The organism is Parvimonas parva, assembly GCF_016552165.1.
In the GTDB taxonomy this organism is placed as follows: Bacteria; Bacillota; Clostridia; order Tissierellales; family Peptoniphilaceae; genus Parvimonas; species Parvimonas parva.
Window position 1 is genome coordinate 79,131 of record NZ_JACVDA010000002.1, and the last position, 24,817, is coordinate 103,947.

24 protein-coding genes, 1 tRNA gene and 1 pseudogene are annotated in these 24,817 nt (G+C 27.1%); 21 read left to right on the forward strand and 5 right to left on the reverse strand.

Going from position 1 to position 24,817, the window contains the following annotated elements; all coding sequences use genetic code 11:
- The first annotated feature begins 648 nt into the window (after window positions 1–648).
- The 5 genes and pseudogenes from IBJ83_RS01015 to rlmN all read left to right on the forward strand — a co-directional run bounded on the left by IBJ83_RS01015 (window position 649) and on the right by rlmN (window position 6,022).
- Entirely contained in the window at window positions 649–2,706 is a 2,058-nt protein-coding gene (locus IBJ83_RS01015) for a hypothetical protein (protein ID WP_201274989.1), read from the forward strand.
- Window positions 2,707–2,835: 129 nt separating this feature from the next.
- Window positions 2,836–3,045: pseudogene (locus IBJ83_RS01020) on the forward strand (excinuclease ABC subunit A); the annotation flags it as partial.
- 115 nt (window positions 3,046–3,160) lie between these two features.
- Window positions 3,161–4,369, forward strand: coding sequence for an ATP-binding protein (locus IBJ83_RS01025; protein ID WP_201274990.1), 1,209 nt, complete (start codon window positions 3,161–3,163; stop codon window positions 4,367–4,369).
- A 14-nt stretch (window positions 4,370–4,383) separates the two neighbouring features.
- Entirely contained in the window at window positions 4,384–4,968 is a 585-nt protein-coding gene (locus tag IBJ83_RS01030) for a DJ-1 family glyoxalase III (protein WP_201274991.1), read from the forward strand.
- Window positions 4,969–4,972: 4 nt separating this feature from the next.
- Window positions 4,973–6,022 carry a 23S rRNA (adenine(2503)-C(2))-methyltransferase RlmN gene (gene rlmN, locus IBJ83_RS01035; protein WP_201274992.1) on the forward strand — a complete coding sequence of 350 codons (1,050 nt, stop codon included), beginning with the start codon at window positions 4,973–4,975 and terminating at the stop codon, window positions 6,020–6,022.
- A 31-nt stretch (window positions 6,023–6,053) separates the two neighbouring features.
- Here the strand turns inward: rlmN and IBJ83_RS01040 are convergent, their stop codons facing one another.
- Genes IBJ83_RS01040 through IBJ83_RS01060 form a run of 5 tightly spaced genes read right to left on the reverse strand, consistent with a single transcriptional unit; the run spans window position 6,054 to window position 10,328 of the window.
- A complete protein-coding gene (locus tag IBJ83_RS01040) occupies window positions 6,054–6,209 on the reverse strand; it encodes a hypothetical protein (protein ID WP_201274993.1) in 156 nt (51 codons plus the stop codon).
- Between the two features lie 25 nt (window positions 6,210–6,234).
- Complete coding sequence (locus tag IBJ83_RS01045; RefSeq protein WP_201274994.1) at window positions 6,235–7,797, reverse strand: ABC transporter transmembrane domain-containing protein; 1,563 nt, start codon at window positions 7,795–7,797, stop codon at window positions 6,235–6,237.
- Complete coding sequence (locus tag IBJ83_RS01050) at window positions 7,794–8,933, reverse strand: radical SAM protein (protein ID WP_201274995.1); 1,140 nt, start codon at window positions 8,931–8,933, stop codon at window positions 7,794–7,796. Before IBJ83_RS01050 ends, IBJ83_RS01045 begins: the two co-directional genes overlap by 4 nt.
- Window positions 8,926–9,168: a hypothetical protein gene (locus tag IBJ83_RS01055; protein WP_201274996.1), complete on the reverse strand. Its 243-nt coding sequence runs from the start codon at window positions 9,166–9,168 to the stop codon at window positions 8,926–8,928. The genes IBJ83_RS01050 and IBJ83_RS01055 overlap by 8 nt, the downstream gene beginning before the upstream one ends.
- On the reverse strand, window positions 9,165–10,328 hold the full coding sequence (locus tag IBJ83_RS01060; RefSeq protein ID WP_201274997.1) for a radical SAM protein: 1,164 nt from the start codon (window positions 10,326–10,328) through the stop codon (window positions 9,165–9,167). Before IBJ83_RS01060 ends, IBJ83_RS01055 begins: the two co-directional genes overlap by 4 nt.
- Before the next feature lie 231 nt (window positions 10,329–10,559).
- Here IBJ83_RS01060 and IBJ83_RS01065 point away from each other — a divergent pair, with 231 nt between their 5' ends.
- The 16 genes from IBJ83_RS01065 to IBJ83_RS01140 all read left to right on the forward strand — a co-directional run bounded on the left by IBJ83_RS01065 (window position 10,560) and on the right by IBJ83_RS01140 (window position 24,675).
- Complete coding sequence (locus IBJ83_RS01065; protein WP_068472963.1) at window positions 10,560–10,820, forward strand: HPr family phosphocarrier protein; 261 nt, start codon at window positions 10,560–10,562, stop codon at window positions 10,818–10,820.
- A gap of 50 nt (window positions 10,821–10,870) precedes the next feature.
- Window positions 10,871–12,535: a phosphoenolpyruvate--protein phosphotransferase gene (gene ptsP / locus IBJ83_RS01070; RefSeq protein ID WP_201274998.1), complete on the forward strand. Its 1,665-nt coding sequence runs from the start codon at window positions 10,871–10,873 to the stop codon at window positions 12,533–12,535.
- Window positions 12,536–12,673: 138 nt separating this feature from the next.
- Window positions 12,674–13,363: a cell division ATP-binding protein FtsE gene (gene ftsE, locus IBJ83_RS01075; RefSeq protein ID WP_201274999.1), complete on the forward strand. Its 690-nt coding sequence runs from the start codon at window positions 12,674–12,676 to the stop codon at window positions 13,361–13,363.
- Complete coding sequence (ftsX, locus tag IBJ83_RS01080) at window positions 13,350–14,246, forward strand: permease-like cell division protein FtsX (protein ID WP_201275000.1); 897 nt, start codon at window positions 13,350–13,352, stop codon at window positions 14,244–14,246. Before ftsE ends, ftsX begins: the two co-directional genes overlap by 14 nt.
- A gap of 9 nt (window positions 14,247–14,255) precedes the next feature.
- Complete coding sequence (locus tag IBJ83_RS01085) at window positions 14,256–15,452, forward strand: murein hydrolase activator EnvC family protein (protein WP_201275001.1); 1,197 nt, start codon at window positions 14,256–14,258, stop codon at window positions 15,450–15,452.
- A gap of 9 nt (window positions 15,453–15,461) precedes the next feature.
- Window positions 15,462–16,658, forward strand: coding sequence for a S41 family peptidase (locus tag IBJ83_RS01090; protein WP_231698824.1), 1,197 nt, complete (start codon window positions 15,462–15,464; stop codon window positions 16,656–16,658).
- Between the two features lie 102 nt (window positions 16,659–16,760).
- Window positions 16,761–17,513, forward strand: a complete 753-nt coding sequence (locus IBJ83_RS01095; protein ID WP_201275002.1) for a PP2C family protein-serine/threonine phosphatase — start codon at window positions 16,761–16,763, stop codon at window positions 17,511–17,513.
- Entirely contained in the window at window positions 17,507–19,453 is a 1,947-nt protein-coding gene (pknB, locus tag IBJ83_RS01100) for a Stk1 family PASTA domain-containing Ser/Thr kinase (protein ID WP_201275003.1), read from the forward strand. Before IBJ83_RS01095 ends, pknB begins: the two co-directional genes overlap by 7 nt.
- 1 nt (window position 19,454) lies before the next feature.
- Window positions 19,455–20,330 carry a ribosome small subunit-dependent GTPase A gene (gene rsgA / locus IBJ83_RS01105; RefSeq protein WP_201275004.1) on the forward strand — a complete coding sequence of 292 codons (876 nt, stop codon included), beginning with the start codon at window positions 19,455–19,457 and terminating at the stop codon, window positions 20,328–20,330.
- Window positions 20,331–20,990: a ribulose-phosphate 3-epimerase gene (gene rpe, locus IBJ83_RS01110; protein WP_201275005.1), complete on the forward strand. Its 660-nt coding sequence runs from the start codon at window positions 20,331–20,333 to the stop codon at window positions 20,988–20,990. It abuts the gene before it with no gap.
- 76 nt (window positions 20,991–21,066) lie between these two features.
- On the forward strand, window positions 21,067–22,332 hold the full coding sequence (gene obgE / locus IBJ83_RS01115; RefSeq protein ID WP_201275006.1) for a GTPase ObgE: 1,266 nt from the start codon (window positions 21,067–21,069) through the stop codon (window positions 22,330–22,332).
- A gap of 10 nt (window positions 22,333–22,342) precedes the next feature.
- Window positions 22,343–22,636, forward strand: a complete 294-nt coding sequence (gene yhbY, locus IBJ83_RS01120) for a ribosome assembly RNA-binding protein YhbY (RefSeq protein ID WP_068472933.1) — start codon at window positions 22,343–22,345, stop codon at window positions 22,634–22,636.
- Window positions 22,636–23,778, forward strand: a complete 1,143-nt coding sequence (nadD, locus tag IBJ83_RS08360; protein ID WP_231698825.1) for a nicotinate (nicotinamide) nucleotide adenylyltransferase — start codon at window positions 22,636–22,638, stop codon at window positions 23,776–23,778. The genes yhbY and nadD overlap by 1 nt, the downstream gene beginning before the upstream one ends.
- A gap of 4 nt (window positions 23,779–23,782) precedes the next feature.
- Entirely contained in the window at window positions 23,783–24,091 is a 309-nt protein-coding gene (rsfS, locus tag IBJ83_RS01130) for a ribosome silencing factor (protein WP_201275007.1), read from the forward strand.
- An 18-nt stretch (window positions 24,092–24,109) separates the two neighbouring features.
- Window positions 24,110–24,481, forward strand: a complete 372-nt coding sequence (locus tag IBJ83_RS01135) for a RidA family protein (protein WP_068472928.1) — start codon at window positions 24,110–24,112, stop codon at window positions 24,479–24,481.
- Window positions 24,482–24,599: 118 nt separating this feature from the next.
- Window positions 24,600–24,675, forward strand: a tRNA-Lys gene (locus IBJ83_RS01140).
- The last annotated feature ends 142 nt before the right edge of the window (window positions 24,676–24,817 follow it).

Here is a 24,817-nt window from a genome sequence, read left to right on the forward strand (position 1 = left end):
ATTATAATTGTGGTATAATATTCGGGTAAAGTAAAAGAGTTGTTTTAAATATTTTTAATTAACATTATTTAATTTAAATTATACGATTATTTACATTTTGATAACTTTAATTAAGGTAAATAATGCGTGAAATTAAATTCTCCTTTTGATAATTTCTTTAAAGTAAATTTAATTATAAACAATTAACAATATTTACACAGTCTTTTGAAATGATTTTAAAGATAAAAGATTACAAAAAAGTAACAAAAACAAAAAAGTTAAAATTTTTTTATAAAAAAACTTGACATGTTTTTTAAAATTATATATAATGTGTTATATAAATCAGATGATTGATTACACTAGATAATTTAAGGTAAATGTTTGTTTAGTTCAAATCCTTTTATTAAGTAACATATCTTTCTTATCGTTGTAGATTTAGATAAGTGAATATGCTACTTAATAAAACCAGATTGACTTGTGATTATTTTGAAACATATACTTTGTAGTAATTGTATCATTAGAGTCATTTAACTCGATTGGCTTTTGTTTTGTTAAGTAGTTTAGTTTGTAGGCTGGCCGATCGGGTCTATAAATTTTTTGGTTTTGTACATATCTTCAGTGTACAAGATTATGGAGGAAAACTCTAAATGTATTATGTGAGGTGATTTTATGAAGAAAAAAACAGTATTAGCTTTAGCATTAGCTTCAGCTATGGTAGTGCCAACAGTAGCTCACGTTGCTACAAAAGTTGTTTATGCCGAAGAAGAAAAATCTCTTGATGAGTTAAAAAAAGAAGTAGCAGAAAAAGCTAAAAAAGTAGATGAAGGCTTATCAGGAACAATATTTGAAAATTATGAATCAGAAGATAAGTTTAAAGATTTTACTAAAGAACAAGTTTTAAAATTTAAAGCTATCGTTGAAGATTTAAATGCTCTTTTAGGTAAAAAAATAGGAACATATGAAGCAAAAGAAGAAAGTGTTTATAAAGATTTTGATAAATTAGTAGCAAAAGCTTATGGTGAATCAAACTTCTTAGGTCAAGAAAGTATTACTAAATACAGAACAGCAAAAGAAAAAGCTATTGATGATAAAGAAGGTAAAGAAGTTAGAGATGCACAAAAAGTTTTAGACGAAAAGAAAGCTGCTTTTGAAAAAATAGCTAAAGATGATTACGCAGGACTAAAAACAGCTAGTGATGCAGTTCTTACTGCTCAAAAGGATCTTACAGAAAAACAACAAAAACTTTTAAAAGCACAAAATGATTTAGCAACTGAAATTAATGAAATTGAAAATTATCAAAAACTTAAAGATGTTGTTGATGCATTTAAAGATAGAGCAAACAAAGCTGTAGCTGAATTTGAAAAAGCTAATAAATTAGAAACAGAAAAGAACGCTTATGAAAAAGCAAAAAAAGACCATGAAAAATATGGAACAAAAGAAAAGATTGATGCAGCTAAGGCAGTTGCAGAAAAAAATCTTGCTGATGCAAAAGCAAAAATAGAAACAACATTAAAAACAAATACAGAACTTGATATTACTAAGGTAGATGAATATCTAAAAGAAAGCCACGGTACTCTTAAAGCAGAAGAAGTTACTTTAATCGAAGGACTTGTAGCTAAAGCAGATCTTGACGCTTATGCTGCAGCTAAAGTAGCTAAAGACGAAATTCCAACAGATCCAAAAGCAGAAGCTGATTCTAAAAATTATGAAGCTGCTTATAAAGCTGAAAAAACAGCTAAAGTAGCTTTAGATAAGGCTACTAAATCAGCTAAAGAAAAAGTTTCTGCACTTGGTATAGCTGTTGATTCAGAATTTTCAAAAGATTTTCTTTCTAAGTACAATGTTCAACAAAAAGCTCTTGAAACAATTAAAAAAACATTAGAAAAACGTCAAACTGAAGAAAAAGCTGTTCAAACTAAAGTTGATGAAAAACAAAAAGCTTTAGATGATTTAAATAAAGAATTAAAAGCTGATCCTGAAAATCCAGTAGTTAAAGAAAGAGTTGAAGTTGCAGAAAAAGAATTAAAAGATGCACAAAAAGAACTTGACGCTGCTAAAAAGGCTGTTGAAGAAGTTAAAGGAAATATAACTAAATTTGAAGCAAAATCAAAAGAATTATTTGAATCTTTCAAGAAATATAATAAAGCTGTTATAAACGGTGCTACTAAAGCAGAAATGGATATGATAAAAGCAAAATTAATGAGAGAACTTGAAGCTTATAATAATTTTGCTAAAGAAAATAACTTACCAACAATTGACATCAGCACTTCAGAAGTAGCTGAAAAATCTTGGGTTCAAGTTGACGGAGTTTGGTACTACAGAGACAAAGACGGAAAAGATGTTTACAAGAACGCTTGGGGTAAAATTAACGGACTTTGGTACAGATTTGATGAAAAAGGTGCTATGTTAGCTGACCAATGGGTTAAAGTTGGCGAAGAATGGTACTGGGTTAACGCAAATGGTAGATTATCTCAAAACGAATGGGTTTCTGTAAACAACGAATGGTACTTTGCTAATGCAAGCGGAAGAATCGCTCAAAACGAATGGTTCCTTGTAAATAATGAATGGTACTTTGCTAATCCAAGCGGAAGAATGGCTCAAAACGAATGGTTCGAAGTAGGTGGCGTTTGGTACTATGCAAAAGAAGACGGAAGAATGGCTTGCAATGAAACATTAGAAATTAACGGAACTAAATATAGTTTTGATGAATCAGGTGCTTTAGCTTAATAATTTTTAAAAAAGTTAAAAAACAAATAAAAGGACACAGTTTTTGCTGTGTTCTTTTTTATTTTTAACAGATTAATTTGTATTATTTAAATTTTTTTGTTTTTTTGGTATAATACTCATACAGCGTAAGTTTTAAATACATTGGTTGAACAAGGAAATACAGTTATAGTTATTGAACATAATCTGGATATGATAAAAATCGCCGACCATATAATCGACTTAGGAGTTGAAGGTGGCGATGGTGGTGGAACTGTCGTTGTAACCGGAACACCGGAAGAAGTTGCTAAATGTGAAAAATCTTATACAGGACAATTTTTGAAAAAAATATTAGGGAAATAAAATTCTAGACTATAATCGATAAAATTAAAAAATACTTAATAGTTTCGATTATAGTCGATAAATTTATTGATTTATGTTTTATTTTCGTTTATAATAGATAAAAGGAGATGAGCATATGAATTATATTACTAGACCTAAATATATTAATAAAATAAAAAAATTTATAGATAAGCCAATTGTAAAAGTACTAACAGGAATGAGAAGAGTAGGAAAATCAACCATTCTATCGATTATTAAAGATGAAATGTTAATTAATGTTGAAAGCGAAAGAAAGATATATTGCAATTTTGAATCTATGAAATTTCTAGAAATTAATAATTCGATAAAATTTTTAGAATATTTAAAGCCTTATTTGAAAAACTCAAACAAAAAAATGTATTTTTTTTTCGATGAGATACAGATGGTTAAAGATTGGGAAAAAGTTGTTAACGGATTGTTAGTAGATTTTGATTGTGATATTTACATTACAGGTTCAAATTCAACTTTAATTTCAGGAGATATTTCTACTTTACTTGCTGGACGATATGTAGAATTTGAAATTCAGCCATTTACATTTAGTGAGTTTGTTTGTGTTTTTAAAGAAGAAAATTTATCGAAAGAAGAATTATTTGATAGATTTATAAAAATAGGGGGAATGCCTTTTTTAAAATATTTTAATTTAGAAGAAATGCCAAGTTATAAATATTTAACGGATGTCTATAATACAGTTCTTATAAAAGATGTTTTGGAATATAATAGTATAAGAGATGTCGATTTGTTTAATAGAATTTTATCTTATGTAATTGAAAATATAGGTATGAATTTTTCTGCGAATAGTATAAAAAAATATTTTAAAAATGAAAATAGAGATGTTTCAGTTGATACAATTTTAAATTACTTGGAATATTGTAAAAAAGCATTTATTATAAAAAAAGTTTCAAGATATGATACTTTCGGGAAAAAACTTCTTAAAGTTGATGAGAAATATTATCTAACAGACCATGGATTTAGACAGGCTGTGGGATTTTCTAATATTAAGGATATTGAGCGTTCTCTTGAAAATATAGTTTTTATTGAATTGATTTCAAGAGGATATAATGTTGAAGTTGGTAGAGTAAAAGATAAAGAAATTGATTTTATCGCTAAGAAAAATGAAGAAATTTTTTATTATCAAGTTTCTTATTTAATGCCGACAGAATCAACAAGAGAAAGAGAATTTGGTGCATATAAGTTTGTAAATGATAATTATCCAAAATTTGTTTTGTCACTCGATAGTTTTGACTTTAGCCAACAAGGAATAATTCATAAAAATATAATAGATTTTTTATTGGAAGATTTAGATTAATTTAGGAGGAGAATATGGAAAAATATATGTTAATATTAACAGATACTTTTGAAGAGGTTGAGGCGCTAACTCAAGTTGATTTTTTGAGAAGAGCTGATATAAAAATTGATATGATTTCGATTACCGGAAAACTTCAAGTAACAAGTAACAGAGGAGTAACTGTTTTAGCTGATGATTTAATTGAAAATATAAGTTTAAAAGAGTATGCTGGAATAATTATTCCGGGTGGACTTCCTGCGGCTTTTGATATTAGAGATGATAAAAGGGTTTTGGATATTGTAAAGAAATTTAATGATGAGAAAAAACTTGTTTCTGCAATTTGCGCAGGGCCTTGTGTTCTTGCAAAAGCTGGTGTGTTATCTGGTAGAAATGCAGTAATATTTCCGGGAATGGAAAGTGAGTTGTTAGATGCAAATGTAAAAGAAGATGCAATTTGTATTGACGATAACATAATAACTGCAAGAGGAGCAGGGCTTGCTTTAGAATTTGCATATACTCTTATTAGAAAGATTAAAGGAAAAGTTCAAGAAAAACAAATTAGATTTGCATCTGTTGACCATTTGCTTAAGAGCTTTATCTTAAAGGAAGAAAATAAATAAATAAATGAAAAATGAAAAAATAGAATTTAATTCGATGAAACTTGAAGAGCTTGAAGATTTATTTTTGAGTTTAGGAGAAAAAAAGTTTAGAGCTGAACAATTTTTTAGATTTATGCACCAAAAGAAAAATTATGAGATAGAAAATTGTAAACAACTTCCTAAGACTTTGATTGAAAAACTTAAAGGTATTGGATATATAAATACTTCAACAATTTACACAAAGTACGAATCGAAAATAGATAATACAAAAAAATATTTGATAAAACTTTTTGACAACAGAATAATAGAAACTGTTTTTATGGACTATGGTAGTTACTGTACTGTTTGTATTTCAAGTCAGGTCGGTTGTAGAATGGGTTGTACTTTTTGTGCATCTACAAAGGAAAATTTTAAGAGAAATTTAACTTCGGCAGAAATGTTAAACCAGATTTATTTAATAGAAAATGATTTGAATTTAACTGTAAATAATATCGTAATTATGGGAATTGGTGAGCCACTTGATAATTATAAAAATGTAATTGGCTTTTTAAAACTAATAAATTCTGAAAAAGGAAAAAATTTATCTCTTAGAAATATTACAATTTCAACTTGTGGTTTGGTTCACAATATTTATAAACTTGCTGATGAAAAGTTACCGGTAACACTTACTATTTCACTTCATAATCCTTTCCAAAAGGAAAGAAGAGAGATAATGCCGATTACAGATAGTTTTTCTATCGATGAGATATTAAAGGCTTGTAAATATTATTTTGATAAAACTTCAAGACGTGTTAGTTTTGAATATACGATAATAAAAGGACAAAATGATACAAGAGAGCATGCTTTGGAATTAAAAAATATTTTAAAAGGATTAAATTGCCACATAAATATAATTCCATTAAATTCCATAAAAGAATTTGACGGAGTTGCTCCAAGTACGAAATACATTTACGCATTTAAGTCAATGTTGGAAAATTATGGAATAAATGCAACGATTAGAAAAAAACAAGGTGATGATATAAATGGAGCTTGTGGACAACTTCGACAAGGTGTTTTGAGTAAAGAAAAAAACTAGATGGAGAAAATCATCTAGTTTTTTTTTTTTGTTATTTAGAAATCTTATATTTTTTTACATTGAATGTGAATGTAGTCTTACACATACCCATCCCGCTTTTACCTCCAAGGCTACCGCTTTGACCACCATAAAATTCATTAGAAGATTTTACCTTTAAAATTTTAGGGGTTTCAAATTTTTTTTTCATTTTTTACCTCCTGCTTAATATATTTTTATAATGAAATACTTTTGTTAAAGTATTTATTATCTATACTTTTGTGATCTATAAATATAATTGTTTTATCTTTTAAATAATTTATAATATCATCTACAATTTCATTAAACAACTTTTCATCAAGTCCTGTACTAATTTCATCAAAAATATATAAATCACTATCTTTCAATAATGCTCTGGCAATCAATATTCTAGTCCTTTCTCCACCTGATAATTTATTTGCTCTATCCCCAATATTTTCATTTTCATGTTTTTGAATTATTTCATTTACTCTGGCTATTTCTATAACTTTATAAAATTTTTCATCATCTACATTTTCTAAAAACCTTATATTATCTTCTATTTTTGCATCAAATAAATAATTTGATTGAAATACAGAACTAATAGAAATTTTTTCTTTTTTGTTGCCGTTTATCAATATTTCTCCTGAACTTACAGAATATAAATCTGTCAATAATTTTGCAATAGAAGATTTTCCACTACCAGTTTTTCCTTCAATTCTTATAATATCACCTTTATTTATTACAAAATTAAAGTTATCTAATATTTTTATATCCCCAAAATTTAAGGTTACTTTGTAAAATTTGATATTTTTTAAAGGTGAAAAAATTTTTTCTTCTCTTTTTTTAATTAAATTCAAATTGTAATCAATTCTTGCTAGAGAATTTTTTATATTTAATAAATCTTTTTGATGATTTACAAAATTAAAAATTGGATCGGTAATCATACTGTTATACATCAAAATAGCAACTAATCCTCCAATTGTAAGTGAAGCATTAACAACTCTAAATCCTCCAATAAGTACTAACAAGCCAATTATAACATTAAATGATAAGTTTGTAATTAACTGAGAAATGTTTTGAATATTTATTGCCTTTTTTGATATTTGATTTGATTTATTTTGTAAATTTGCAAATTTTTTTAAAAAAATCTTTTCTTTACAAAATATTATTATATCTCTGGATCCAATTATACTATCATAAAAAAACTTGTTCGTTTCAAATTTAGCTTCTTTTTCTAATTCTATTACTTTGTTAGAATACTTATACGAATATTTAATTAGTAGTGTTGAAATAAATGTAATAGGGAAAATAATTATAGTAATAAAAATGTCATTTTGTAATAAGATTAAAATACCTATGATAAAATTTGATATTGAGAATGTAAAATCAAGTAATAAATTTATCATATTATTTTCAATTACAATTAAATCTTCAATAAATTTTTGAGATAAGGTGTTTTCTCCAATCTTTTCAATACTACTACTTTTAGCATTTAAAATAGATGTAATAATTATATTTCTTAATTCTCTAATAAAGTTTATTTCCCAGTACTTAGCCTTATTGTAAGTTAATATTTTTAGTATATATGTAATTATATAAATTAATATGTATGTTGTAGCTAATTTTATAAAAACATTTAAATTTTTTTGAACAATTAAAGTATCTATTGCTTTTTGCATTATTATCATCGGATATATGGATAACATACCCAAAACTATGTTAACTAACAGTATTAAAGATAAACTTAAACTTCTTTTTTTTATAATTTTTATGATCATAAGACATATTCTCCTGTAGCTAAAAAAAATTTAAAATACTCAATTAAAATACTAGGCTTATCTATGCTTGATATATATATTTTGTTATCGTTATATGTAAATATTGAGTTAAAAATCTTTTTATCAAATTTATATTTTACATTTTTTGATAGGCAAATAAGGTAAACTGTATTATCTATTGATTTAAGAATAATATTTTTTGTTAAAATAATTTCTTTAAATCTATTTGTTAGGAATATCATCATGTTTCTACAGTACTCTGATCTATCTAAATATAATCCGAGTTTACATTTTGAACATAAATAGTAAAATTTACAAGACTTACAGATGTTTTTAATTTTTTTATTTGTTTTTATATAGTATTTTTCTGGACCACAAGAAAAAATATTGCCTCTATTATCAGAGTAAAATATTAAATTATTAGGATTACATATATCTTCATTGATATTTTTACCATAAATATATAAAATTAATGGGGTAGTATCTATTACATAATTCATAATATTACTACTCATTAATTTGTTTAAAAATTCACAATAATTCATATAATAGTTAAAATCTAATTTATTATAAATATTATTTTCTAAATTAAAATTCATAATAGTTGAGAATAAATAATTATCTACACTGAAAATATTAACAAAATTTAGTTTTTTTAGCTCACAACTATTTTCAGGAGTTATAACAGTAGCAAGTGTTACTTTGAAATCTAAAAAATTATTTTTTTTAAATTTCAGTAAATAATTTAAATTCTCTTCTACTATATCAAAAGTACCAGAACCTCTGACAGAATCGTTTGTAATTTGAGAAAATCCATCTATACTTATAACCCATTCCTTTATATTATCTCTAAAGTATCCTTTTTCAATGAATTTTTTTATCAACGAACCATTAGTATTTATTGAAAAATATACATCTTTATTTTCATCTATTAGCCTATTGATATTTTTATGTAAGAGAGGTTCTCCTCCTAAAAGATGTAAATGATCAATATTAAATTTTTTTATAATGGATTTTATTTTATTTACATTTAAATCTGAATCTTCGGATAAATTTTTAGAGTTATAACAATGTTTACATCTAAAATTACAATTATAAGTAACATCTAATAGAAGTGTATTTATTTTTTTAATCATAAAAAAACCTGCCTATAAGATCTTTTTTAAAATTTTGTATTATTTCTATCGAATTTTTGGGAACGTCATCGAAAGTAGTTTCTATTTCATTAAGAATTTTATAATCATCTAATTCAATATTAGTAAATATTATTTCAGCCGTTTTATTTAATACAAATTCTTCATCGTTAATTATATTATGTATCACAAAGTTATTTTGTTTAATATATGTTATTATTTCATCTCTTAACTTCATATTAAATTCTCCTTTTTTAGTTTTAAAAATGTTCCAATTGTAACAGTTGAATGTTTAATTTTATTAAAATTTGAGGATTTTAAGATGTTCTCGATTCTATATTTTACATATTCACAATCTGAATAATCTAGACTATCTTTAAATTGAAATGGACAAGGTTCACATATTGATTTTAATTCACAACTTTCACAAAAAGAAAAAGCATATCGTTTTTTATTAGCTAATACAAACATGTTATCAAAAAAATTTAAGAATTTAGAAATTTTTAAATCTAAATTTTTATCAAATATATTGACGTTATATGAATTATAAGTATCTAAATCAAAGTTTGTTTTTTCATTAAGTATATACACGTTACATGGGTGGATTCTTCCGTTTGATTCTATATACTTCAATCCAGATTTATAGGCACATTTAGAGTACAGTAAATTATTTGTAAGGTTAACATCATACATATTCTTCATGAAATATATATACATTGGTCTTAAATTTAGTTCTATTTCTATTTTTTTACCATAATATATAGAAACGTTTTTTATAACCTTTTCTATTTCACTATAGAATGAAAGTTGCTTTTTATTGATTTTCATTGAATCAGAATCAGTTTGATTTACATCTAAAAAAGTACCAATTATAAATTTATTTATGTCTAAATTATACATATATCTTATAAATTCAAATAAATCGCAAACGTTATTTTTTGTTATAGTATAAGAAATTCTTATTGCTTTTTTAGGATGATTACAGTTTTTTATTGCTTTCAAGTTATCGCAAACTTTATCAAATGTTCCTTTTCCCCTTAAAAAATCGTTATTATTTTTTAAACCATCTAAACTTACATCAATTTTACCAATACCAGAGTGTAATAATTCATTATATAGTTTGTTATTCAATAAAATTCCATTTGTGGTTAAAGAAGTATATATATTCAATTTTGAACAATATTCTATAATTTCTACTATATCTTCTCTAATCAAAGGTTCTCCGCCAAGAAAATTTATTCCTTCACAATTATTCTTATGTAAAATATTTATTAGATTTATTATCTCTTTGTTTGATAATTGTCTATAGTCAGAATTTTCGGAATATTTTAATTTGTTATAACAATGTTTACAATTTAAGTTACATTTATTTGTTATATCGAGTGTTACATATTTCATAAAATCCCCCCTAATGTTTATCATTGTTTATATTATATGTTATAACATCTTTATTGTCAATGGTTTTTGTTATATTAATATTTATACTTTTTGTGTATAATTGGTTAATTTATATTTCTATCGTATATTTGAAAGCGTTTTTAAAATTTTTCAATAAAACTATTGAATTGTTTTTATAATAATGGTAAAATATATGTATAGTTTAAATATAAAATTTTTAGGAGGCGTATTATGGTAGAGAAAAACGTTACAATAAAAAATGAAACAGGTTTACATGCAAGACCTGCAGCATCTTTAGTTCAATTTGTTAAGAAGTTCGATGAAAGCATTGAAATTATTTTGGATAACAAGGTTGCAGATGCTAAGAGTATTTTTAATGTTATGAGCTTAGGTATTTCTAAAGGTACTGAAGTTACATTAAGAGTTGATGGGGAAAATGAAGAAAAAACTTTGGAAGAAGTTTTTAATTTCATTGAAAATTTAGCTGATTAATTTTTGAAATATAGCTTCTCTTTTTGAGGAGCTTTTTTTGGTGGTGCGTTATGAAAGTGTATGAGGGATTTTCTGTTTCTGACGGAATAGCTTATGGCAAGGCGATAACTCTTTGTTATGAGAGAAAATTTGTTCGTGATGAAATTTCTGATGATGAGAAAGAAAATGAAATAGCGAGATTTGAAAGTTTGTTGTCAAGTTATTTGGAGTCTGAAAGGGTAAAGGTTGTTGACAAAAAACTTGAGAGTCTATTGAATGTTCATATTGAACTTATAGACGACCCGTATTTGAAAAATACGATAAAAAGTAAAATTTTAGAAGAAAATAAGTCTTTAGAAAAGGCGATTGAGGAAACTTTTAATCAAATTTGTTTTGAGTTAAATAATCTTGAGTCTGACTATATGAGAGATAGGATTTATGATTATATTTCTATTCAAGAGGAGTTTATTAGGACTTTAACTTCAGCAAAAGATGTTGAAATTACTGAAAATAAATTTATTTTATTTATAGAAAATTTATCTCCTAAAATAATTGATAAGTATAAAAATAGATTGCTTGGAATTGTATCTACAAATGGTGGAAAGACTTCTCATGCGTCTTTGTATGCAAAAAATTTACAAATTCCTTATATGATTTGTGATTCTTTGGATTTGAAAGAATTAAAAGATGAGAATTTTGATTGTATTTTAGACTGTGATAGTGAAAAAATATTTTTAAGTCCAAATGAAGATACAATCAGTTGTTATAAAAACTTACTTAAATCATCACAAAAAGAATTTTTAGATACTAATATAGTGAGAACAAGAAATAATAGATATATTAGAGTTTGTAGTAATATTTCAAGTTTTGAAGAATTTGAAGTTTCATTAAAAAACGGAACAGACGGCTGTGGATTGTTTAGAACAGAGTTCTTGTATATGTCTGACGATTCTCCGACTGAAGAATATCAATTTGAAATTTTTAAAAAACTTGCAGAAAGTACAGATAAACCAATTATTATTAGAACTTTTGATATTGGTGCTGATAAAAAGTCTAAATTTTTTAGATTAGATGAAGAAAAGAATCCGTTTTTAGGACTTCGTGGTTTTAGAATTTATAAAGAGTTCCATAAGGAGCTTAGGAAACATTTAAGAGCCATTTTAAGGGCGTCAGCTTTTGGAAATTTAAAGATTATGATTCCTATGATAACTACTTTGGAAGAAATTTTGTGGATAAAAAATGAAATATTAAAAATCAAAGATGAATTGAAAGAAGAAAGAGTTGATTTTGATGAGGATATTGAATTTGGGATAATGATTGAAACACCGGCATCTGTTTTTCTTTTTGATATTTTAGTTAAAGAGGTTGATTTTGTAAGCATTGGAACTAATGACCTTGTTCAATATATGCTTGCTTGTGATAGAGAAAATTCCAAGATGCAACTACTTTATGATTGTTATGACCCTTCTGTTATTCGTTCTATTCATAGGGTTGTCGATATTGCACATAGAAATGGAAAGAGAGTTTCTATGTGTGGAAATTTTGCAAGTGAATTGGACGCTGTTGAGCTTTTAATTTTACTTGGAATTGATGAATTTAGTGTTACTAATGATGTTTTACAAAAAATAAAGAAGAGAATAAAATTGTTCGACCAAAATAATTATTTAGACTTCTTTGAAAATATAAATAAGTTTAAAACAGGACGTTCTGTACTATATTATTTTGACAACAAATAGAACAAACCTAGCAAATATTAAGTTATTGAAATATTTTTGTAATGTTTTTGTAACTTTTTTTGCTTTTTTTACTACATTTTGTAATTTTTGTGTTATAATAATACCGATGATTAATTAAAATAAATTTGAGGTGATATTTTGTTAGAATTTATAGAAGTAAATAAAACATATACAAATGATGTTTGTGCTTTGAAGAATCTTAGTTTTAAAATAGAGGACGGAGAGTTTGTGTTTTTAATAGGAGCAAGTGGTGCGGGAAAAACAAGTATCATAAAAATGCTTTTAAGAGAAATTAAACCTACTTCAGGACAAATAATTGTTGATAATGTAAATATAGTTGAATTGAGAAATAGAAAAATTCCACAACTTAGAAGAACAATGGGAGTTGTATTCCAAGACTTTAGATTGTTAGAGGGAAAGACGGTTTTCGACAATATAAAGTATCCATTACAAATTCTAGGTGTTTCAAAGAAAGAAATTAACGAAAGAGTAACTGAACTTTTAGAATTAGTTGGTCTTTCTGATAGGGCGAATGCATTCCCTAATCAATTATCAGGTGGGGAACAACAAAGAATTTGTATTGCAAGAGCCATTGTAAATAAACCAAAATATTTAATCGCTGATGAGCCTACAGGTAATTTGGACCCTAATACTTCAGAAGAAATTATGAGGGCGCTGTTAGATGTAAACGCAAGTGGAACTACTGTAATTGTTTCTACACATGATAAGGATATAGTTAATAAACTTAAAAAGAGAGTTATTAGTATGAATCATGGAGAAATGGTAAACGATGAAGAGCATGGAGGTTATTTTGATGAGTTCAATTAGAAGATTTTTCTCTGCAATAGGAGAGGGCTTAGTTGGTATTTGGAGAAATAAATCTATGGGTCTTGCGTCAATAGTTTCTATTTGTTCGATGCTTTTAATCCTTGGAGGAATTACTTTTGGGGTTTTTGTTGCAAATAATATTGTAAATGATATGAAAACAAAGGTTGACCAAATTGATATTATTTTGGAACCGGAAGTTGCTCCTGCTAGAGTTAGAGAGATAAAAAAAGAATTACAAAAAATTGAAAATATAAAAGATGTTAAATATGTTTCAAAAGAAGAAGCACTTTCTAAAATGAAAGAACAATGGAAAGAAAATTCATTTCTATTAGATGGAATGGAATCTGCGCTTCCTGAAAGTTACGAAGTAAAAGTTGAAAGTATAGAAAATTCAACAACTGTTGCATCAAGTATTTCTAATATAAAAGATGTTGAAAAAGTTGTTTATTATAAGGATATAGTTGACAAGATAACAAAGATGTCTCAAATTGTAAAATATGTTGGGATTTCATTAGTAGGCGTACTGTTATTAGTTAGTTTCTTTATAATGTCTATAACAATAAAACTTACTGTTATTGCAAGAAGAAAAGAGATAAGCATAAAGAAGTACATAGGAGCAACAAATATGAGTATAACGGGACCTTTTGTTGTCGAGGGAATGGTACTGGGTTTGCTTGGTGCCGGAGTATCTTTTTCTATGATATTCTTTGCTTATAAATATGTTTATGAAAGTCTTACTTGGGGAATCGGAAATATATTTTATAACTATCTTCTACCTTTAAATACATTTGGATATTATGTAGCCGTTGCATATTTTGGAATAGGTATAGGTATTGGAGTTTTAGCATCAATATTCTCAAGTAGAAAGTATATGAAAGTATAGGTGATTGATATGAAAAAGAAAAGATTTTTAGCGTTATTACTTTTGTTTTCAATGTTAGGTTCTGGAGCAGTTTCTTATGCTGACAAAGTTGAAGATTTAAAGAAAGAAAAACAAAATCAAGAACAAAATTTAGAAAATAAGAAAAAATCAATTGAAGATATGACTACTGAAAAAGATTCAGCTTTTAAAGAAATTGTTGAAAAGCAAAAACTTATTGATCAGTTAGATAAAGATCTTACAGATTTGGAAGATGCGATAAATAAATTATCCGATGAAATTCAAGCGTCAAAAGAAAAGATTAAAGTTTTAGAGGAAAGAATTAAAAAGAATGAGGACCTTTTCAAAAAAAGAGTTCGTGTAATGTACGGAAATAAAGATTTGAATTCTATTGAAGTATTATTTTCTGCATCAGATATAAGAGATTTTATTTCAAGATATTTTATGATGCAATCAATCGCTGATTATGATAAAAAATTAATTACAAGTTTAAAAAATGATAAGGCAACTTTGGTTAAAGAAAAAGAAAATCTTGAGGCTAGAAAAGAAGAAAAAGTGGCTAAAAAGAAAGAAATGGAAATAAAATATCAAACATATACTGAAGAAGTTGCAAAAAATAAACAACGTATTGCAAAGTTGGAAGAAAGTATAGAGTTTACAAAATCAGAAGTTGATAAATTACAAAATAAAGTTAAGAATTTAGATGCAAATATAAGTTTTGAGGAAAAAGTAAAAGCTGATATTTTAAGAGGAATGAATGAAAAGAAAATTCAACAAGGTATAGATAGTGGAGAAATAAAAGCACGTCCTTCAAACGGAGAAATGATGTGGCCATTAAGTGGATATTATTCAATCTCAAGTCCATTTGGATGGAGAAATGCACCTATTGGTAGTGGTGGAGAAAGACATAGAGGAATTGATATTCCTGCTCCAACAGGAACTCCTGTATATTCAGCAACTGACGGAGTTGTAATTTCATCGGGTTGGAATGGAAGTTATGGTAATGCTGTTATGATTCAATATACAAATAATATTGTTATTGTATATGGACATAACTCTAGCTTAATAGCTTCAGCAGGACAAAGAGTAAGTAAAGGACAAGTTATTTCTTTGGTAGGTTCTACAGGAAATTCAACAGGACCACATTTGCATTTTGAAGTAAGATACAATGGGTATCCGGTTGATCCTCTTAAATATTTGAATCACTAGGAGAAATTTATGATAAAAAATAAAAAATTGGTATCTTTTTTAGTTTTATTGATATTTGTGTGTTCGTTTATATCATATAAGGCTGGAAAGAATTCATCAACATTATCAATTCAAAACAGTTCGAGTGGGGGAGCCTTAGATTATGGAAGTTTCCAACCTTTTGTAGATGCTATAAAAGATAAATATTATTTTGATATTGATTATGATAAGATGAATACTGAAATAAAGAAAGCAATATTTTCTTCTTTAGGAGATCCTTATACTCAATATATGACTGAAAAAGATATGAAGGAACTTAAAAAGACTAGTACAGGTAAATTTATTGGGATAGGTGTTCAGGTTAGTGTAAATGATAAAGGAGAAGTAGTTGTTGTTGCTCCTATAAAAGGAGGTCCAAGTCAAAAGGCAGGTATTCAGTCGGAAGATGTTATTGTAAAGATTAATGACGAAGCACTAAATAAAAATGATTTGGAATCAGCTGTTAAACTTATGAGAGGAAATGAAGAAATTGGTTCAGAGGTTAAGGTTACAATTAAGAGAATTGTAGATTCTGAAGAAAAGATTATTGATTTTACTATAAAAAGAGAAGAAATAACTACTGAATCTGTAATTTCAAAACTTTTAGATAATGGAATATTATATGTTCAAATTACTAATTTTGCTGAAAAAACAGGAGTGGATTTTGAAAAAGCTATAGATGAAGGTCTAAGCAAAGGAGCAAAATCTTTAATCATCGACCTTAGAAATAATCCGGGTGGACTTTTAACGGCGGTTAAACAAGTAGCTGATAAACTTTTACCAGAGGCTACTATAATGAAAATTGTAGATAGTAAAGGAAAAGAAACTTTTGAAAAGGCAACAGGCAAAGGACTTAATATTCCAATTGTTGTTTTGATTAATAAAGGTTCAGCATCAGCCTCAGAGGTTTTAAGTGTTGCACTTCATGACAACAAAAAAGCTACATTAGTTGGAGAAAAATCTTTTGGTAAAGGAATTATTCAATCAATCTTCCCTATAAATAATGGTGGAAAGACTGAAGGAATAAAAATGACTGTTGCTGAATATTTTGGACCTAACGGAACAAAAATTCATAAAGTAGGATTGGAACCTGATTATAAGATTGAACAAAAAAATAATTCTAAAATTGGAATAGAACATTTGAATGAAGATAAACAATTACAAAAAGCGTTGGATTTATTAAAATAAACTTTGCAAATTATTGTTAGTTGTTAAATTGAAAAAAAAATGATATAATACCATTATAAAAATTTTAAATTTTTATAATGGTTTTTTTTTAGGAGGCGTTTTATGTCTTTTTATATGAATTCAGATAAAGGAAATGTTAGAAAAAATAATGAAGACAGTTTTCTTTTTGAAAGTTTTGAAAAATTGAATATATTAATTTTAGCTGATGGTATAGGAGGACACGAAAGAGGAGAAGTTGCGTCTAATTGTGCAGTTAATGTAGTTATGAATTATATAAAAGATAATTATAAATTGTATGCAAACTATTCACATTTGTTAGTTGATGCTTTTTGTGAGGCAAATAAAATTATTTATCAAATGAATTTAGAAGAAATTTCAGAAGGTGAACCAATTTCTCGAAAGACGATGGGGACAACTTTGGAAACTCTTTTGATAGACGGAGATACTTTATATTTTGCTCATGTTGGAGATAGTAGAATATATATTAAAGATGATAATTTTAAAATGTTGACTAAAGACCATTCTTTAGTTCAATATTTATATTCAAGTGGAGCGTTGACAGAAGAAGAAGTAGAGAATTATAGTGACAAAAATTCTCTTTTAAGAGCAATAGGAACAGAAAAATATATAGAAGTAGATGTTGATAGTATGAAGATAAAAACTAATGATATTTTGCTTGTATGTTCTGATGGACTTACAAATGAAATGAGTGATGATGCGATTTCAGAAATGTTAGACTTGAAATATAGTGCAAAAGAAATGGTTGATAATATTATATCTACTGTTAAAAATGGTTTAGCAAGAGATAATGTTACTGTTGGAATTTTTAAAAATGATGAGGTGATTTTATGTTAGGTTCAGTTTTAAATGGTAGATATGAGATACTGGAAAAAGTTGGCATTGGTGGAATGGCCATTGTATATAAAGCAAAAGATATTTATTTAAAGAGAATTGTTGCGATTAAAGTTTTAAAAGAACAATATCTTGAAGATAAGGAATTTATTAAAAAATTTGTTATAGAGGCACAATCTGTTGCGAATTTAAATAATCAAAATATAGTTAAAATTTACGATGTTGGACAACATATCGAGAATGATAAGACATATAACTATATTGTTATGGAATATATAAATGGTAAAACTTTAAATCAGTTAATAAAAGAAAAAGGAAGATTAAATTCAAATGCGGTTGTTGCTGTATCTAAACAAATAGCAAATGCTCTTGATTGTGCACATAAGCATCATATAATACACAGGGATATAAAACCACATAATATTATTATAGATGAAAATTTGAATGTTAAGGTTACAGACTTTGGTATTGCAAGAATTGCTACAAGTTCAACAATAACTTATACTTCTTCAGTTCTTGGAACTGTTCATTATATTTCTCCTGAACAAGCAAAGGGGAAATTTATTGATGAGAAGTCAGACCTTTATTCTTTAGGGGTTGTAATGTATGAAATGGTAACAGGTAGAGTGCCTTTTGATACAGATAATGCAGTTGGAATAGCTATGCAACATATAAATGAGCCGTTAGTTGAGCCGATTAGACTTGTTCCAAATTTAGAGCCTTGGATAAATTCTATAATTGTTAAATGTATGGAAAAAAAACCAAATGATAGATTTGATAGTGCTGAAAGTTTGATAAAAGCTTTGGAAGATAGAAAAATTGAAAAAAATCAAAAGGTTACATTTAACGACAATAGTGATAGAGCATTGTATAAGGAATCTGTTTACAAAACTAATAAGCAAAAAGACTTTGTTTCCAGTAAACCACCGGTTAGAAATACTAATAAAAATAGGGAAATACTTGATAAGAAAAAAGGAATTTTTGATCACAGTATAACCTATGTTATTTTAGCACTACTTATAGTTGTTTCTGTTTTCTTTATTTATAGACTAGCTGTTTCAAATAAAGCCGGAAATACTGTAAAAGTGCCACCGGTTGTAGGTTTAGAAAAAAATGAGGCTATAAAGGTTTTAAAAGATAAAAAACTTAATGGACTTATTGTAAAAACTGTTAGCGATGATTCTGTTGAAGCGGGTAAAGTTGTTAGTCAATCTCCAAGTCCAAATGCAGAGGCAAAAGAGGGAACAAATGTTGAACTTACAGTTAGCGTTGGAAAAAATAAAACAATAGTTCCAAATCTTTCTAATGTTGAGTATGATAAAGTTGAAGGATTGTTAAAGAAGAGTAATTTAACTTTAGGCAATGTTGAAAGAAAATATGACGATAAAGTTGAAGAAAATAAGGTAATTAGTCAAAGTATAAATTATGGTGAAGAAGTTGAAAAAGATACTAAGATAGATATTGTCGTTAGTAGAGGAAAAGAAGATAAGAAAGTTGAAGTTCCTGATTTAGTCGGTAAAACTGAGGCAGAGGCAGTTAAAATGTTATATGATATCGGACTTTCAGTAGGAAAAACTGAAAAGAAAGAATCTGAGCAAAAAGCTGGAACTGTAATATGGCAATCTTATGGAAAAGGGACTAAGGTTGATGCTGAAACTAAGGTTGATATAACAGTTAGCTCAGGAAAATCTGCTAAAGAAAACACTTTAGATATTACTTCTTCTAATGATCCGGGATTTGTTATAAAAAAATATACTATTGATGAACCTAAGAAAAATTATGTTTTATTAGTTACTAGAGATATGGGACCTAATGAAACAAGATTATATGAAAAAACAATGGTTACAAGTGGTGGAAAACTTACTATAAATATTAAAGCTAGGTTTGAAGAAAAATTCCACATTTATGTAAATGATAAGCTTGTACTATCAAATGAGAATTAATATGTTTGAAAATGGAATAATATTTGATATTTCAAAAGATTTATATTATGTAAAAACTGAAAATGGAAACTATATGTCTAAGGCTAGGGGTGTTTTTAGAAAGCAAAAATTTTCTCCGATGGTTGGAGATAATGTTAAGATTGAAATTTTTGATGATAATACTGCATATATTGTAGAGGTATTTGAAAGAAAAAATGAAATTTTAAGACCTCCGGTTGTAAATGTTGACCAAGCCATTGTGGTTTTTTCACTAAAAAATCCTGAAATTTCATATAAGATTATAGATAGATATATAATGTATTATGAAATAATGAATGTTCCGATAATTTTGTGTTTGAATAAATGCGATTTGATTGGCGAAGAACTTGAAAGAGAGTTTAAAAGCATTTATGAAAAGCTGGGATATAAAATTATATTTAATAGTGTGAATTTAGATAATAAGAAATTATTTGAAGAACTATGTGGGGACAAAATTTCTGTTATTACAGGCCCGTCTGGAGTGGGAAAAAGTACAATTTTGAACTATTTGAATCCGAATTATAATATTTGGGTTGGAGAAATTAGTAATAAGACAAAAAGAGGTAAGCATACTACAAGGTCTGCAACTTTATATGAGATTTTCGAAAATTCTTTTATAATAGATACGGCAGGTTTTACTTCTTTGGACATTACTAAATTTATAGAAAATGAGAGCCAAATTAGAGATGCTTTTATAGAATTTAAGTACAATTTAGAATGCAAATTTTCAGATTGTAAACATATAAATGAGCCAAGTTGTTATGTGAAAAATGAACTTGAAAATGGGAATATAAGTAAGAGTAGATATGACAGTTATCTATTCTACTTAAATGAGTATTTGAAAAATAGGAGGTACTAAATGTTAGAATTATCACCATCATTGTTGTCAGCTGATTTTACAAATTTAAAATCAGATTTGGAGGTGCTTGATAAAAACGGAGTTAAATATTTACATTTAGATGTAATGGACGGTATGTTTGTTCCAAATATTTCTTTTGGGCCAATGATAATTAAACAGTTAAGACCTTTAACAAATATGGTTTTTGATGTTCATTTGATGATTGAAGAGCCGGATAGATATGTTCAAAATTTTAAAGACTGTGGAGCTGATATACTAACTGTTCATTATGAGGCTTGTAAGCATCTTCATAGAACTATATCATATATAAAATCATTGGGAATGAAGGCAGGAGTTTCATTGAATCCTGCAACAAATATTGATGTTTTGGATTATGTTTTGGAAGATTTAGATTTGGTTTTAATTATGAGCGTAAATCCAGGTTTTGGTGGACAAAGTTTTATTCCGTCAGCTATTGATAAGATAAAAAATTTAAGAAAAAAAATAGATGAGAGAAATTTGAATGTAATAATAGAAGTTGACGGTGGAGTTAAAACTACAAATGTTAAAGATGTAATAGAGGCAGGAGCAGATTTAATAGTTTCAGGCTCTGATGTTTTTGTTGACAAAGAAAATAGAATTAAGGCTTACAAAGAGATTTTTGAAAATTATAAAAAATAATTTTTTGTGAGTTATCATACAAAAAAGATTGAACTCTCAATCTTTTTTATAGTTGAAAAAAGAAAAAGAGGTAAATATGTTTATAGATATTGCAAAAATAGAATTAAAAGCCGGAAAAGGTGGCGACGGTTGTGTATCTTTCAGAAGAGAAAAATACGAACCGGACGGAGGTCCTTATGGTGGCGACGGTGGTGATGGTGGTAGTGTAATTTTTATATCTGATGAAGGAGTTAGAACTCTTATGGACTTTAGATATAAGAAACATTATTTCGCACAAAACGGAGAAAATGGAAGAACAAAAAGACAATACGGTAAAAAAGGCGAAGACTTAATAGTTAAAGTTCCTGTTGGAACATTGATTAAAGACTTTGAAACTAATAGGGTAATTCACGATTTCAAAGTTAAAGATGATGAATTTGTCGTTGCAAAAGGTGGTCGTGGAGGTAAAGGAAATGCAAGATTTGCTACAAGTACAAGACAAGCTCCAAGATTTGCACAACCCGGTAAAAAAGGTGAAGAAAGAACAATTAAGTTAGAATTAAAATTAATTGCAGATGTCGGTCTTGTTGGACTTCCAAATGTTGGAAAATCTTCTTTGCTTTCTGTATTAAGTGATGCAAAACCAAAGATTGCAAATTATCATTTCACAACTTTAGAGCCAAACTTAGGAGTTTGTAGAGTTGAAGAAAATAAATCATTTGTGATTGCAGATATTCCGGGGCTTATTGAAGGAGCAAGTGACGGAGTGGGACTTGGTTTTGAATTTTTAAAACACGTTGAAAGAACTAGACTTTTGGTTCATGTTTTGGACGTTTCAGGAATTGAAGGAAGAGATCCAATCGAAGACTACAATACAATTTATAAAGAATTAGAACTTTATAATGAAAATATAAAAAATAAAAAAGAAATAATTGTTGCTAATAAAATGGACTTGCTAACTTCTAATGAAAATTTAGAAAGAGTTAGAGAATATTTTAAAGATAGAACAATATTAGAACTTTCAGCAGTTACACAAATGGGTGTAAAGGAATTAAAATATAAAATATTTGATGAATTATCAAAAATTGAAATAGATTATGAAACTTTTGATGAAGAATATGAATATGTAGAAGACCCTGAAAAAGAGGCTTATGAAATTTATAGTGAAGATGGAACTTTCTACATTGAAGGACCACTTATCGATTATTTAGTTTATATAACAAATTTTGAAGATTATGACTCATTAAAATATTTCCAAAAAGTTTTGGCTGATAAGGGAATAATTGAAGAATTAAAACAAAAAGGTGTAGAAGAAGGACAATCCATTGTAATCGGTGAAATGGAATTTGAATTCTTTGAATAAAGGAGAGTATATGATAAATCCAAAACAAAGAGCATTTTTAAAATCTTTGTCGCACTCTATGGAGCCTGTTATGAATATAGGTAAATATGGAGTTAACGATGAAACTATAAGACAATTAGATTTAGCTTTAGAAAAAAGAGAACTTATAAAAATAAAAATTTTAAATAACAATTTAGATGATAATAAACAACTTGTTGAACTGGTTTTACAAAAAACTAGAGCAGAGTTTGTTCAACATATCGGAAATAAATTTGTTATTTATAGAAGAAAAAGAAAAGATGAGAACAGAATAGAGTTACCATAATGAAAATAGGAATTTTTGGTGGGAGTTTTTCTCCCGTTCATAATGGACATTTGCAAATTGCTGAGGATTGTTTAATTGAAATGGGACTTGATAAAATTATTTTTCTTCCCAATTCTAAACCGCCACATAAAAATGTAGAAAAGTTTTCTTTTGAAAATAGAGTTGAGATGTTAAAACTAGCAATAGAGGATAATGAAAAATTTGAGATTTCTCTTGTTGAAGAAGATTTTTTAAAAACGCATTATTCATACAATACAATGAAAGAAAATTTTTGTAATGGTAAAGATAAATTTTATTTTATTATGGGTGATGATGAATTTTTAAATATTAGTTCTTGGTATGAATATGAGAAATTTTTAGAAATAACTTCAGTTATAGTTTTTTTGAGAAAATATAATTTAGATTTTATTTTAGATAAAAATAAATATTTAATAGAAAAATATGATATTAATATCGTGAAAAATTCTGTAATTTCAATTTCTTCAACAGATATTAGAAATAGAATGAATGAAAAAAAATCTATAAAATATTTAATCCCTAAAAAAGTCTATAAATATATCTACGAAGATTTGAATTATTTTGATATTAATAAAATAAAAAAAGATTTAAAAGAAAAACTTTCAAAAAATAGATATGAACATTCATTAAGAGTTGCAGATTGTTGCAAAAGACTTGCTAAAATTTATAAAATTGATGAGAATAGAGCGTATTTATCTGGACTTGTTCATGATTGTGCCAAAAATTTGGAAGAATTTTATATGTTGAATAAAAAATTAAATTCTGATATAATATTTGATACCGAAGAAAAAGATAATGAAAATCTTAAACATGCTCCGATAGGTGCAATTGTTTGTAAAGATTTATATGGAATTTTTGATGAAGAAATAATTTCAGCTGTTCGTTATCATACAACAGCAAAAGAAAATATGACTTTGCTTGAAAAGATTTTATTTATATCTGATAAAATTGAGCCTGGGAGGAAGTATGATACAGTTGATGAGCTTAGAAGACTTGCTGATTTTGATATAGATAGAGCTATTGTAAAATTTTTAAATGATAGTTTTGAATATTTAGAAAAAAAATCACAAAAAGTTCATCATCTATCTGTTAAGGCAAGAGATTATTTAATAAATAAGGAGTAGTTTTATGGAAAAACTTGATATTATATTAAAAGCATTAGATGATAAAATTGCAGAGGATGTTGTAACGATAGACTTAAAAGGAAAATCATCTATTGCTGAATATTTTGTTATTGCAACCGGAAGTGTAATTAATCACAATCAAGCTATTTGTGATGAAGTTGAATTCCAATTAAAAAAGAATGATATGGACTGTTTCGGTACAGAAGGATATAAAGACGGAAATTGGATTTTGTTGGACTGTGGAGAAGTTATAGTTCATATTATGACAAAAGATTATAGAAGCTATTACAATCTTGAAAGATTGTGGGCATAGATTTTAGGAGGGAAAGAAATGAGCGTAGAATTTTTAAAAACTGAAAAGGCTCCAGCAGCTATTGGACCTTATTCACAAGCTGGAAAAGTTGGTAATTTAATATTTGTTTCTGGACAATTACCAATAACTAATGGAGAATTACAAACTGAAATAAAAGCAGCTACACTTGCTAGTTTAACAAATGTTTTAGAAATAATTAAAGCAGGTGGTGGATGTTTAGAAAGTATTGCAAAAGTTAATGTATTTGTAAAAGATATGAATGACTTTGAAGCAATCAACGGAGTTTATGCAGAATTTTTTGGTGACCACAAACCGGCTAGAGCTTTAGTTCAAGTTGCAAAATTACCAAAAGATGCTTTAATCGAAATTGAAGCAATAGCAGCTGTTTAAAAAATATTTTTAATACTGATGTGAAAGCATCAGTATTTTTTTATGTAAAATATAAAAATTTTTGAAAAAGGCTTGACAAAATTAAATAAATGATTTATACTATTTGAGTATTAGATTTGCACCTTTAGCTCAGCTGGCAGAGCACCTGACTCTTAATCAGGGTGTCCAGGGTTCGAACCCCTGAAGGTGCACCAAGATTAACAGCTATTTTATATAGCTGTTTTTTTACTATTGTGAAATAATAAATTTTCATGATACTGACCTGATGTGAAGAATTTTGTGATATAATATTATTCTCAAAAGAGACTTTCATTCTTGCTTTTTAGTTAATTAGAT

Bases quoted from the DNA above. Each gene is read 5' to 3' on its own strand.
- IBJ83_RS01095 (WP_201275002.1), top strand. From the start codon at position 16,761: ATGTCTTTTTATATGAATTCAGATAAAGGAAATGTTAGAAAAAATAAT.
- IBJ83_RS01085 (WP_201275001.1), top strand. From the start codon at position 14,256: ATGAAAAAGAAAAGATTTTTAGCGTTATTACTTTTGTTTTCAATGTTA.
- obgE (WP_201275006.1), top strand. From the start codon at position 21,067: ATGTTTATAGATATTGCAAAAATAGAATTAAAAGCCGGAAAAGGTGGC.
- rlmN (WP_201274992.1), top strand. From the start codon at position 4,973: ATGAAAAATGAAAAAATAGAATTTAATTCGATGAAACTTGAAGAGCTT.
- IBJ83_RS01030 (WP_201274991.1), top strand. From the start codon at position 4,384: ATGGAAAAATATATGTTAATATTAACAGATACTTTTGAAGAGGTTGAG.
- rsfS (WP_201275007.1), top strand. From the start codon at position 23,783: ATGGAAAAACTTGATATTATATTAAAAGCATTAGATGATAAAATTGCA.
- IBJ83_RS01090 (WP_231698824.1), top strand. From the start codon at position 15,462: ATGATAAAAAATAAAAAATTGGTATCTTTTTTAGTTTTATTGATATTT.
- rsgA (WP_201275004.1), top strand. From the start codon at position 19,455: ATGTTTGAAAATGGAATAATATTTGATATTTCAAAAGATTTATATTAT.
- nadD (WP_231698825.1), top strand. From the start codon at position 22,636: ATGAAAATAGGAATTTTTGGTGGGAGTTTTTCTCCCGTTCATAATGGA.
- pknB (WP_201275003.1), top strand. From the start codon at position 17,507: ATGTTAGGTTCAGTTTTAAATGGTAGATATGAGATACTGGAAAAAGTT.
- rpe (WP_201275005.1), top strand. From the start codon at position 20,331: ATGTTAGAATTATCACCATCATTGTTGTCAGCTGATTTTACAAATTTA.
- ptsP (WP_201274998.1), top strand. From the start codon at position 10,871: ATGAAAGTGTATGAGGGATTTTCTGTTTCTGACGGAATAGCTTATGGC.
- IBJ83_RS01055 (WP_201274996.1), bottom strand. From the start codon at position 9,168: ATGAAGTTAAGAGATGAAATAATAACATATATTAAACAAAATAACTTT.
- IBJ83_RS01065 (WP_068472963.1), top strand. From the start codon at position 10,560: ATGGTAGAGAAAAACGTTACAATAAAAAATGAAACAGGTTTACATGCA.
- ftsX (WP_201275000.1), top strand. From the start codon at position 13,350: ATGAGTTCAATTAGAAGATTTTTCTCTGCAATAGGAGAGGGCTTAGTT.
- yhbY (WP_068472933.1), top strand. From the start codon at position 22,343: ATGATAAATCCAAAACAAAGAGCATTTTTAAAATCTTTGTCGCACTCT.
- IBJ83_RS01045 (WP_201274994.1), bottom strand. From the start codon at position 7,797: ATGATCATAAAAATTATAAAAAAAAGAAGTTTAAGTTTATCTTTAATA.
- IBJ83_RS01060 (WP_201274997.1), bottom strand. From the start codon at position 10,328: ATGAAATATGTAACACTCGATATAACAAATAAATGTAACTTAAATTGT.
- IBJ83_RS01015 (WP_201274989.1), top strand. From the start codon at position 649: ATGAAGAAAAAAACAGTATTAGCTTTAGCATTAGCTTCAGCTATGGTA.
- IBJ83_RS01040 (WP_201274993.1), bottom strand. From the start codon at position 6,209: ATGAAAAAAAAATTTGAAACCCCTAAAATTTTAAAGGTAAAATCTTCT.
- IBJ83_RS01135 (WP_068472928.1), top strand. From the start codon at position 24,110: ATGAGCGTAGAATTTTTAAAAACTGAAAAGGCTCCAGCAGCTATTGGA.
- IBJ83_RS01025 (WP_201274990.1), top strand. From the start codon at position 3,161: ATGAATTATATTACTAGACCTAAATATATTAATAAAATAAAAAAATTT.
- IBJ83_RS01050 (WP_201274995.1), bottom strand. From the start codon at position 8,933: ATGATTAAAAAAATAAATACACTTCTATTAGATGTTACTTATAATTGT.